Genomic DNA, 12,099 nt, shown 5'->3' with positions numbered 1-12,099 from the left:
CAATTGGGGTGCAGTTCAAACTCGCTCTTTTTTTGTTATGTACAATAATTCATTACTATTCTAATTCAATTGAAACATTTTTTTGTGGTACAAATGTAGAAATTGCATGTTTATAAATAAGCTGTTGCTTACCTTCTGTTTCCAGTAGGACTGTAAAATTATCAAATCCTTTAATTAGTCCACGAAGCTGGAAACCATTTAATAAGTACAGCGTAACAAACGTATTTTCTTTACGGAGTTGATTTAAAAACTGATCTTGAATATTGATTGATTGCTTCATGTCGAATCCTCCTCTTTTTCTCTACTTACTATTATTCGACTTTACTTGTAACTTTCCTTCTATGTATCGTAAAATTTCTGACGTTTTTTCACCGTCTGTAACATCAAACCACGTGACATCCATTTTATTACGGAACCACGTTAATTGACGCTTTGCATAACGACGCGAATTCGTCTTTAATTGTGATACCGCATCTTCTAAAGAGGCTCGATTCTCAAAATAATCATAGATTTCTTTATATCCAATCGCTTGAATAGATTGACAATCTCGTATCCCTCTATTATACAGCCCTTCTACTTCCTCTAATAGGCCTTGTTCCATCATCAAATCCACTCGTAAGTTAATGCGATCGTATAGCATTTCTCGATCCATTGTCAAGCCAATTAATGAAACATCATAGAGTAACTCTTTTTCTTGTTTCTCAATTTGGTCACTCATTTTTTCACCCGTCGTGTGGAAAATTTCTAACGCCCGAATGACACGTCGTACATTATTTGCATGAATACGCTCTGCACTTTCTGGATCTACTTCTTGCAATTTTTTATGTACATATTCCACACCGCGTTCTAAAGCTAACTTTTCCATTTGCTCTCGGTATATCACATCACCAGCATCATCTGTAAACTGATAATCAAATAAAACAGATTGTATATAAAGACCGGTTCCACCAACTATAATTGGTAAGTTACCACGTTCTGTAATTTCTTGAATATGCTTGCGAACACGTTCTTGAAATTCCGCGACAGAAAATGAATCTTCCGGATTTTTTATATCGACCATATAATGTGGAATTCCGTCCATCTCTGCTTTTGTTACCTTTGCAGTTCCAATATCCATCGTTCGATAGATCTGCATGGAATCACCACTAATAATTTCACCGTTCAACGCTTTGGCAAGATCGATACTTAACTTCGTCTTTCCAACAGCAGTTGGTCCAATGATGACAGCAACTTTTTCACGTTGCAATTCTCCCATATCATTCAACTCTCTTTATGTAATATACTCCATCTATTGATTATACCCAATCTTACCAATTTTAACGGCATGATTGCAAGTTCTTTCATTTCGGTACATGAAATTACATATAAAAAAGAACATAGTTTGTCCAATTCTGCATATACATGATAAAAATAGTTTCGAGAGGATGAGTTAACTATGAAACAATCCACCATCAATTTTTCATCTTTGACAAAAGACCTCATTTTAGCTACTTCTACAAAAGAACAAAATTGTTCACAAGAGGAATTATACTTCGCCCTAAATTGTTTACTACGGGCTTTTCATTCTACTCTCCATGAAACAACATTACATGTAGAAAATAAAAATACAGAATATATACAAACGCAATTTTGCAGTGCATATAAAATTATTACAGGTAAAACTATTTATCCATTTCAATAATCCATAAAAAGCGGCTGCTTACATAATTTCAAGCAACCGCTTTTTATATTAATATCGATAACCTATTGTATAACTTTCACTTTTACAGATTTGCGCCCCCAGCTATTAGCACTACCATCTGAACCGACTAATACATCAATACGATTTCCTTTAATCGCACCACCAGTGTCTCCAGCAATCGCTTCTCCATATCCTTCTACCCATACTTTTGAGCCAAGCGGAATTACTTTCGGATCAACAGCAATTACTTTCATATTTGGATTTGCTGTCAAATCATGCCCCATTGCAGTTAATACACGACCACCATACGAACCATTCTCACTCGGATCTGCTGTATATGCCGTCGCTTCTACTGTAATTTCACGACCACCAGTAGGCGCACTTGTTTCAGTAGATTTCGCAACTGGTTTTGCAGCCGGCTTTTCTTTTACCACAGGTTTACTTGATTCTACCTTCTTAATAGAATCGTTACTCTTAACAGACTCTTTATTCTTAACTGCTGTATTATTTTTAACCGGCGTATTTGTTCTAGCCGGCGCTTCTTCTTGAGCTACAACTTCTTTCTTTTCAATTACAGGTGCCGTTCCTGTTAAAAATGGCACGTGAACATATCCGACTTTTCCATTGTAGTCGAATTGTAACCATTCATTTTGAACTTGATTCGTCGTTTCAATCACATCACCTTTATTAAGTTTACCTAAAATTTCAGAATCAGTATTCGCTCCAGCACGAACATTTAATACGCCCGCCGTTACATAATATGTGCTCTTTGTAAACTCAGCACTTACAAACGCTTCCTTACCGTTCAACTTAATTTTTGTCCATCCATTTTCTGTATTTATAACATCTAGTGTATTCCCACTTAACACTTTACCTACAAGCTTTGACTCTACATTTGGGTTTTCTCTAACATTTAATACGTCTGTCGTTACAATTGTTTCCGCTTTAGCAGAACCTGCAAAAATCCCAAGACCAAAAACTGCTGCTGTTGCTATACTTAATAATTTTTTCATGAATAGCCTCCATTTGCTTTGTTTTCGTATTTTCATTATAGCAACAGATTTTTAGAATTTTTAGAAATCACACAATTACAAAGCATTCGTAATATACGATTAATGAGCTGTAACATAAATTTCCATATTAATAAAATGTATTTTTAATACAATCTCCAATGGTTTTCATATATTTTTTACATACGAGCACAAGAACTTTTTCCAGAAAAAATTACAGTGTTACTTTTTTGTTACAAAAAACCCAAAATTCATTACATCTTTTACCAAAAAGCATCAATATTCCATTGTTAACCTATTTTTTTGTAATAAAAAGAAAGCAGCTACTAAAAGCTGCTCTCTTTTCATTTGTTATTGAACTTTCTTTTTCCAAACACCTAGCATAATAGCCGAGACAATCGTTCCAATTAATATAGAGAAAATATATAGTAACGGTTTATTTACTAATGCTATTACAAATAATCCACCATGCGGTGCCGGTAATGTAATTTGGAATAACATAGATAACGCACCTGCAATACTTGAACCAACAACACAACTTACGATTACTCGAACCGGATCTGCAGCTGCAAACGGAATCGCACCTTCTGTAATGAACGATGCTCCCATAATATAATTTGTTAAACCAGATTTACGTTCCGCTTCTGTAAACTTTGATTTAAAGAATGTAGTTGCGAATGCAATCGCAAGTGGCGGTACCATACCACCAGCCATAACTGCTGAGTGCACTCCAAAATTCTGTGCTTCTATTGCAGCAATACCAAACGTAAATGCCGCTTTATTAATTGGACCACCCATATCAATTGCCATCATACCACCTAAAATAAGACCTAGTAATATAGCATTCGTACCATTTAAACCATTTAACCACCCTGTCAACATTTCATTTAATGCTACTACAGGCGGAATTACTACTTTTTGCATTACAACTCCTGTAATCAATAATCCAAAGACTGGATATAACAAAACAGGTTTAATTCCTTCTAATTGTACTGGTAGTCCTGAAAATAATCTTTTTAACCCTAAAACAACATATCCAGCTAAGAAACCAGCAATTAATCCACCTAAAAATCCAGCATTCGCATTCGCCGCTAAAAATCCACCTACAACACCAGGCATAAAACCAGGACGATCAGCAATAGAGCTTGCAATAAATCCAGCTAAAATTGGTACAAGGAATAAAAACGCACCTGTTTTTCCTCCACCAATTGACATGAACAATTCAGCTAAAGGACCTTCCGCCTTTATACCACCAAACGAAAATGCTAGCGCTATTAAAATCCCGCCACCAACAACGAATGGAAGCATATTACTTACACCGCTCATTAAATGCTTATAAATTCCTAATCCTTTTTCTCTCTCAATACTTTCTGTTTTCCCATCCTCTTTTACACCTTTAAAGATTGGTGCATCTTGTTTGACAGCTCGTTTAAGCAGATTTTCCGTTTTTCTAATCCCATCAGCAACTGGCACTTGAATGACATGTTTACCAGCAAAACGATTCATTTCTACTTGTTTATCTGCCGCAACAATAATAGCTGTTGCACGTTCAATATCCTCTTTCGTTAAACCGTTTTTAATACCTGTTGATCCGTTCGTTTCAACTTTAATCGCTATTCCTAACTCTGCCGCTTTTGCTTTTAAGCTATCCGCCGCCATATATGTGTGAGCGATTCCAGTTGGGCAAGCTGTAACAGCAAGTACGTACGGTTCATTTCCTTCTGGTTTTGCAACTTCAATCTCTTCTTCTTTTTCATTCTCTTTTTCATCAAATAGTTGAAGAAGCTCACTTTCATCCTTCGCTTCTAATAGTTGCTTGCGAAACCCTTCATCCATTAATAATGTCGATAAACGAGACAACGTTTCTAAATGAGTATTATTCGCTCCTTCACTTGCAGCAATCATAAAGAATAAGTGTGCCGGTTGTCCATCAAGCGACTCATAATTGATACCGCTTACACTTCTACCAAAACAAATCGATGGTTGTTTAACAGCCTTTGTCTTCGCATGAGGTATTGCAATACCTTCCCCTATTCCAGTCGTACTTTGGGACTCCCGCTTTAAAATAGCTTCTTTAAATTCCGTTTTACTATTTAAACGATTTGCCCCGTTTAATTTCTCAACTAATTCATCTATGACAGCTTCTTTATTTGAAGCTGTCAAATCCATAATGACTGTATCCCTTTTTAATAGTTCTGTAATTTTCATATGTTGCTTCCCCCTATCGCTTAGCTACAATTACTTGCGACAATAATTCTTCTACTTTTTCCTTCTTACATAAATCAGCTGAAAATGCTGTTGCACTCCCTGTTGCAACGCCGTATTGAAATGCCTTTTCAATATCTTTTGTCTGTTCATATTTGCCTACAAACCCTGCAACAAGAGAATCTCCGGCCCCAACTGAATTAATTACAACACCTTTTGGAACAGTCGCTTCATATATACCTTCTGCCGTAAATAATAAAGCTCCCTCTCCAGCCATCGATACGATAACGTGTTTTACACCTTGTTCAATTAATTTTCTTCCATAAGGTAAAATGTCTTCTACTGTTGAAAGCTCCACTCCAAACAACTCACCAAGTTCATGGTGGTTTGGCTTAATTAAAAACGGCTTATTTTTAATTACATGTTGCAGTGCACTTCCACTTGCATCTACTACTACACGAATACCTTTTTCAGCTCCAAACGCAGCGATTGATTCGTAAAAGGTACTTGGAATAGAGACTGGTACACTCCCAGCGAGTACAACACAATCTCCAGGTTGCATACTCTCAATTTTTTTCATTAACTGTTCGAACTGCTCTTTTGTTACAATAGGACCTTGGCCATTTAATTCTGTTTCTTCTTTCCCTTTTATTTTCACATTAATGCGAGTATCTTCATCTACTTGGACGAAGTTTGTTGTTACACCTTCCGTCTGTAATACCTCTTTAATAAATTGACCAGTAAATCCACCAGTAAATCCAAGTGCTATATTTTTAACACCTAAACGCTGAAGAACACGAGAAACATTAATTCCTTTTCCTCCAGGAAACTTCATATCTTTCTCCGCTCGATTTATTGTTCCTAAATCAAAAGAAGGAACTTGCACTACATAATCAATAGATGGGTTTAAAGTAACTGTATAGATCATTGTTTATCAGCCTCAATTACATTGGTTTGTTTTTTATATTTTTCTAAATCAATTTCTAAATGGTTTGTAATAATATTTGCATCTTCAACATTTGCAATTTTCGCAAACGCAACTTCTGAAAACTTACTTTCATCAATTAAGAAATATCCTTCGTTTGCTAATGTTAATGCCATTTGTTTTAGGAGCGCTTCTTCTGGATCTGGCGTTGTAAAGCCAAGCTGTTCATGTACACCATTTGCACCTAAAAAACATTTATCAAAGCGATACTTCTGCATACTTTCCTGTGCCATAGCACCGATTAAAGCTTTCGTCCTACTCTTCATCATTCCGCCTAGTAAATACGCACGAATATTATTTTCAACTAAAGCTTCAATATGCATAAGTCCATTCGTAACGACAGTAACATCTTTATTGATTAAAAATGGAATCATTTCAAATGTTGTACTCCCTGCATCTAAATAAATACAATCACCTTGTTCAACAACGCTAGCCGCATAATTAGCAATTTGTTGTTTTATTTGAATGTTTTTGGATGATTTTTCAACCATCGTTGGTTCTTGCCCTTTTCCTGTTAAAACAGCGGCACCACCATGAACTCTTTTTAATAACCTTTGCTTTTCCAATTGTGCTAAATCACGGCGAATTGTCGACTCAGAGCTTTCTGTTCTTTCAACTAATTGCTGTAATTTTACAACTTTCTGTTCTTTTACAAGTTGCAATATCATTTGATGACGTTCAGGAGTTAACATTTTATTCACCTCTTCTTTGATTACAGTATAATGAAAACGGTCACAAAAATCAACCATAAACAGTCAAAAATAATCACAAACATTCATAAACGCTTATAAACAGCAAAAAAGAAACCTATTCGATCAAACAATCAAATAGGTTTCTTTTCTAAATTCACTTATAAAGAAGCTTTATATATACTTAGAACATCATCTTTATTTAATTTTTTAAAGTTACCAAATTCACCATACACCATCGCTTTATTAGCCATTATATCAATTTCATTTTCTCCAATACCGTAATCAGCTAATGTTGCTGGCGCTTCAATTGAAGTCCAAAATTGACGCAGTGCCTCAATTCCTTCTAACGCCACTTCTTTATCTGTTTTGCCATCTGTTTCTATATCAAATACACGAATAGCGAACTGTTTAAAACGACTTACATTTTCCTCTACAACATGTTTCATCCAGTTCGGGAATAAAATCGCAAGCCCACCTCCATGCGGTATATCATGAACAGCAGAAACTGCATGTTCAATATTATGAGTTGCCCAGTCACCTCTTACTCCCATCGCTAAAATGCCATTTAACGCCATCGTTCCGCAATATAAAATTGTTTCCCTATGCTCATAATTTTCTAAATCACTTAAAAGCTTAGGTGCTGTTTCAATGACTGTTCTTAAAACAGATTCACAATAACGGTCTTGTAGTTCTGTATTCGTTCCATGATGGAAATATTGTTCTAATACATGTGACATAATATCTACCATACCATAAATCGTTTGATCTCTCGGTACAGATGCAGTATGAACTGGATCTAAAATTGAAAACTGCGGGAATGTAACTGGGCTTCCCCATCCATACTTTTCATTCGTTTCCCAATTTGTAATTACCGAGCCTGCATTCATTTCAGAACCTGTCGCAGCAAGAGTAAGTACAGTGCCAAATGGTAATGCCTCACTAGCAGATGCTTTTTTCGTTACAATATCCCATACATCTCCATCATATTTGCTACCAGCAGCAATCGCTTTCGTACAGTCGATTACACTTCCTCCACCAACTGCTAAAATAAATTCAACTCCATTATCTTTACAAATTTGAATCCCTTTCTTTACAGTTGATACACGAGGATTCGGTTCAACACCCGTCAATTCAAATACTTCTGCATTAATATCCTTTAAAATAGAAATTACATTATCATAAATACCGTTTCTTTTAATACTGCCTCCTCCATATACGAGAAGAACCTTCTTACCAAACTGTGGAATTTCAGTTTTTAACTGTTCTAATTGATCTTTACCGAAAATAAGTTTCGTTGGATTACGAAATACAAAATTTTGCATATTTCTTTACCATCCCTTCTATATGAAAAGCAACTATACTTTTGTATACCATATTTTTTTCATTTCACAAAAAGATTTGCTTAACAAAAAAGCCCCAGCCTAAGGGCTGAGACTTTTATTGATAATAAGGTGAGATCATTAAGTAAACAATAACACCAGATAAACTTACATATAACCAAATTGGCATCGTCCAACGTACAATTTTACGGTGACGTGTTAATTGATTTGTAAAACCAAATACAAGTGCAAACAATGCAAGTGGTACAATAATTGCAGCAAGGATAATATGCGTAATTAAAATAATGAAGTACACATATTTAATGAACCCTTCTCCGCCAAAATGTGTTGCTGGCGCCAAGTAATGATACGATAAATAAGAAACACAAAATAGCAACGTCGTTGTAAATGCTGCGAGGATAAAACCACGGTGCATTTTCACATTCTTTTTAATAATAGAGTATAAAGCTGCTAATAAGAATACGAACGTAAAGCTATTAAAAATCGCATTTAACATTGGTAAAATTGTTACATCAAAATGTACTTCTCCTTCATAGCCAACAGGTCCAAAGAACAAAAATAAAATAATCGCATTTACAATTACAGAAAGCGTTATCACAATAGGAGCATAGCTTTTCTGATTTGTTGATTGATTCACCAAAATGGTCACTCCCTCTTCCTTCAAGTATGTATACATAACCTCACTATTTTAACATATTATTCACAGTGTAAATGTGACAATAGTTTGACACAGCAAGACAAGACAAAGAAAAAAATCCTTCTTAATAAAACTTCTTAAGAAGGATTTTATCGCTTTATTATTCAAATAGCAACGCGATTAATTTTTGTTAAAAAATGTATCGCTATATGCTTGAAAAATTTCAGACACTTGATATCCCATTAATGAAATTGCTGTTAATGAAAAGAAACCAATCATAAGAAATCGAAACCACATATAAATCTCCTCCTTGTATTTAGCTTAAAAAACATTAGCTACCTTACAAGTTGCGTGGCACTCTTCATCATCACTTTCCTTCTTCTTTACAATTGCTGTTATAAATCGAATCATAAAGAATAGTACAAAAGGAAATTGTTCGTAATTCACATTGGCATAGTTTAGCAACGGCTCGCGCTGCACATCGAACGGAGATGAGAAGGAATAGAACATACCTTGCTCTTCCATATATACAATTACAATTTTCATGCAAAATACTATTCCTAGAAACGAAACAATATCTTGCCATTCTGTCGTATATAACAAGTTATACAGCTCTAATACGTACTCTTCCAACATCATCCCCCCTTCCTTTTTTACCATTCTGCTCGCCTTCGTATAAAAAGTCAAGAAAAAAGTTTATATTCACTATGACAATAGTAATTACTTGTTTCTATGATTCTTTTATAGCAATGATTGGGTGTAACTCTCTTCTAAAACAAGAAATTAGAATCGAACAGATTCCTCATTTTTACTTTCGGAATTCAATACTGTACTATTTTTATTTCTATTAAAAATAAAATAAGAAATTATTATAAGAAGAGTAACAAGCATCGTTAATAGTGCCTGTGAACGTAAAGATTCAATTGCGATCATTGCAACTAAAACTGCTATAATCGCAGCAATTGTAACATATGTTACATATGGAAAAAGCCACATCTTCACTTTCAAATTTTGTTGTTCTGCTTTCCCCATTTTTTTACGTATCTTGAAATGTGAAATTGCTATAACGAGATAAACGAGTAATGCAATACCGCCAGATGCATTCACTAAAAATAAAAATACTTTATCTGGAGATATGTAACTAAAAACAACTCCAATGTAAGCAAAGAAAGTTCCAAATAAAACCGCCCGAACCGGAACACCACTACTATTCAATTTCAAAAATGCCTTTGGTGCATCTCCTCTTTCTGCCATTGAAAAAAGCATTCTTGAGTTCGTATATAAACCCGAATTTAAACAAGAAAGTACAGCTGTTAAAACGATAAAATTCATAATTTGTGCTGCCGCTGGTATCCCTATATGTTCCAATACCGCCACAAATGGGCTTTTTAGTATGTTCGCTGAATTCCACGGAAGGAGTGTAACAACTACAGCGATCGATCCAATGAAAAATACGAGAATACGCCAAATCACACTATTTGTTGCTGTTTTTACTGCTTTTACAGGTTCGGCAGACTCTCCAGCGGCTACAGCAACAATCTCAGATCCCATAAATGAAAATATAACGACGGTGATTCCAAGTAACACCGAACTTATACCATTTGGCATAAACCCTCCTTGCCCTACTAAATTCGAAGTGCCAGGTGCTTCCGTTCCTGGTACAAATCCTAAAATAACAGCAAGACCTAAGCAAAGGAACAAAACAATACTTATTACTTTAATAAATGAAAACCAATATTCAAATTCTCCAAATGATTTCACCGAGAAAACATTCGTCAACGTTAATAAAATCGTTAATATTAAGCTTAATAACCAGAGTGGGATTTCCGGAATCCAGTATTGAATAATACCAGCACCTGCTGTAGCTTCTATTGCAATAACAATTACCCAGAAAAACCAATATAGCCACCCAATTGTATAACCTGCCCATGGACCAATTGCTTCTCTTGCATATGTTGCAAATGAACCACTTGTCGGATTAATAGCTGCCATTTCCCCCAGCATTCTCATAACGAAAATAACTAGAAGCCCTGCTAATGCATATGAAACGATAGAACCAGGTCCTGCCGAATGCACAACCGCACCACTTCCAACAAACAAACCAGCTCCTATTACGCCACCAATTGAGATCATTGTAATGTGGCGTATTTTGAGGTCTTTCTTAAGATTTTTATCCAACTCTTGTACATCCCCTTCCAAACTAAATTTTGAAATTTATGTAAGAGTACTGTGCGAAAGATTTTGTCCTATACTTTAAAATATATCAAAATATTCTGAATTTAACAATTGCAATTCAATCTCCTTCAAAAATTATTTCATTAGGTTTAATACTTTCCCATACACAATTGTTGAGAAAATTATAGTCCTCTTACAAAAGAAAGAATTTTCAGATATCATTAAATAAACAAGATTATACATCTAGACAACTTTTTGTATAGGAGTGTTAATATGTTAAACAAGTTCAAATTTTTTTGTTGTATTTTAGTAATGTTCTTACTACTACCGCTATCCCCTTTCCAAACACAAGCAGCAAACAATTTAGGTTCAAAATTACTCGTTGGATACTGGCATAACTTCGATAACGGTACTGGCATTATTAAATTAAGAGACGTTTCACCAAAATGGGATGTAATCAATGTATCTTTCGGTGAAACTGGTGGTGATCGTTCCACTGTTGAATTTTCCCCTGTATATGGTACAGATGCAGAATTCAAATCAGATATTTCTTATTTAAAAAGTAAAGGAAAGAAAGTAGTTCTTTCAATAGGTGGACAAAATGGGGTCGTTTTACTCCCTGACAATGCCGCTAAGCAACGTTTTATTAATTCCATACAATCTCTGATTGATAAATATGATTTTGATGGAATAGATATTGACCTTGAATCGGGTATTTACTTAAACGGAAATGACACTAATTTCAAAAACCCAACTACTCCTCAAATCGTAAATCTTATATCAGCTATTCGAACAATCTCAGATCATTATGGTCCAGATTTTCTATTAAGCATGGCTCCTGAAACAGCTTATGTTCAAGGCGGTTATAGCGCATACGGAAGCATCTGGGGTGCATATTTACCAATTATTTATGGAGTGAAAGATAAACTAACATACATTCACGTTCAACACTACAATGCTGGTAGCGGGATTGGAATGGACGGTAATAACTACAATCAAGGTACTGCAGACTACGAAGTCGCTATGGCGGATATGCTCTTACATGGTTTTCCTGTAGGTGGTAATGCAAATAACATTTTCCCAGCTCTTCGTTCGGATCAAGTCATGATTGGACTTCCTGCAGCTCCAGCGGCCGCTCCAAGTGGCGGGTACATTTCTCCAACTGAAATGAAAAAAGCTTTAGATTATATCATTAAGGGCATTCCTTTCGGAGGAAAGTATAAACTTTCAAATCAGAGTGGCTATCCTGCATTCCGCGGCCTAATGTCTTGGTCTATTAATTGGGATGCAAAAAACAACTTTGAATTCTCTAATACTTACAGAACATATTTTGATAATCTTTCCTTGCAAAAATAATAAAAAACAACAATAGGT

General features: G+C 35.2%; 12 protein-coding genes. 2 read left to right on the top strand and 10 right to left on the bottom strand.

The features are described 5' to 3' along the window. Positions 1-55: 55 nt before the first annotated feature. The gene (gene hfq / locus DN403_RS06885) at positions 56-280 is read right to left on the bottom strand and encodes an RNA chaperone Hfq (RefSeq protein ID WP_000813896.1); all 225 of its coding nucleotides are present in this window, start codon (positions 278-280) and stop codon (positions 56-58) included. A gap of 21 nt (positions 281-301) precedes the next feature. Then, positions 302-1,255 carry a tRNA (adenosine(37)-N6)-dimethylallyltransferase MiaA gene (gene miaA / locus DN403_RS06880; RefSeq protein ID WP_000504289.1) on the bottom strand — a complete coding sequence of 318 codons (954 nt, stop codon included), beginning with the start codon at positions 1,253-1,255 and terminating at the stop codon, positions 302-304. Positions 1,256-1,435: 180 nt separating this feature from the next. Here miaA and DN403_RS06875 point away from each other — a divergent pair, with 180 nt between their 5' ends. Next, positions 1,436-1,681: a hypothetical protein gene (locus DN403_RS06875; protein WP_000814430.1), complete on the top strand. Its 246-nt coding sequence runs from the start codon at positions 1,436-1,438 to the stop codon at positions 1,679-1,681. Positions 1,682-1,743: 62 nt separating this feature from the next. On the opposite strand, the gene entD is transcribed toward DN403_RS06875, so the two are convergent. The 8 genes from entD to gabP form a co-directional block, all read right to left on the bottom strand. Beyond that, positions 1,744-2,694 carry a cell wall-binding protein EntD gene (gene entD, locus DN403_RS06870; protein ID WP_000735454.1) on the bottom strand — a complete coding sequence of 317 codons (951 nt, stop codon included), beginning with the start codon at positions 2,692-2,694 and terminating at the stop codon, positions 1,744-1,746. A gap of 348 nt (positions 2,695-3,042) precedes the next feature. Then, positions 3,043-4,899 (bottom strand): PTS fructose transporter subunit IIABC, encoded by a 1,857-nt coding sequence (locus DN403_RS06865; RefSeq protein WP_000704609.1) that lies wholly within the window; start codon positions 4,897-4,899, stop codon positions 3,043-3,045. 13 nt (positions 4,900-4,912) lie between these two features. After that, entirely contained in the window at positions 4,913-5,824 is a 912-nt protein-coding gene (gene pfkB, locus DN403_RS06860; protein WP_000640856.1) for a 1-phosphofructokinase, read from the bottom strand. Continuing rightward, entirely contained in the window at positions 5,821-6,573 is a 753-nt protein-coding gene (locus tag DN403_RS06855; protein WP_000957288.1) for a DeoR/GlpR family DNA-binding transcription regulator, read from the bottom strand. The genes pfkB and DN403_RS06855 overlap by 4 nt, the downstream gene beginning before the upstream one ends. 158 nt (positions 6,574-6,731) lie before the next feature. Then, positions 6,732-7,895, bottom strand: coding sequence for an iron-containing alcohol dehydrogenase (locus DN403_RS06850; RefSeq protein WP_016077363.1), 1,164 nt, complete (start codon positions 7,893-7,895; stop codon positions 6,732-6,734). 115 nt (positions 7,896-8,010) lie between these two features. Then, positions 8,011-8,553 carry a DUF420 domain-containing protein gene (locus DN403_RS06845; RefSeq protein ID WP_000248061.1) on the bottom strand — a complete coding sequence of 181 codons (543 nt, stop codon included), beginning with the start codon at positions 8,551-8,553 and terminating at the stop codon, positions 8,011-8,013. Between the two features lie 318 nt (positions 8,554-8,871). Further along, positions 8,872-9,210 carry a hypothetical protein gene (locus DN403_RS06840; protein WP_003309818.1) on the bottom strand — a complete coding sequence of 113 codons (339 nt, stop codon included), beginning with the start codon at positions 9,208-9,210 and terminating at the stop codon, positions 8,872-8,874. Between the two features lie 123 nt (positions 9,211-9,333). Further along, positions 9,334-10,728, bottom strand: a complete 1,395-nt coding sequence (gabP, locus tag DN403_RS06835) for a GABA permease (RefSeq protein WP_000360101.1) — start codon at positions 10,726-10,728, stop codon at positions 9,334-9,336. A gap of 270 nt (positions 10,729-10,998) precedes the next feature. Here gabP and DN403_RS06825 point away from each other — a divergent pair, with 270 nt between their 5' ends. Further along, the gene (locus tag DN403_RS06825; protein ID WP_000932447.1) at positions 10,999-12,081 is read left to right on the top strand and encodes a chitinase; all 1,083 of its coding nucleotides are present in this window, start codon (positions 10,999-11,001) and stop codon (positions 12,079-12,081) included. Positions 12,082-12,099: the final 18 nt, after the last annotated feature.

The sequence above is a fragment of the Bacillus sp. AY2-1 genome, from assembly GCF_008368965.1.
In the GTDB taxonomy this organism is placed as follows: Bacteria; Bacillota; Bacilli; order Bacillales; family Bacillaceae_G; genus Bacillus_A; species Bacillus_A thuringiensis_S.
The sequence above is the reverse complement of the archived record's forward strand: the minus strand, read 5'-3'. Positions and strand labels throughout refer to the sequence as shown.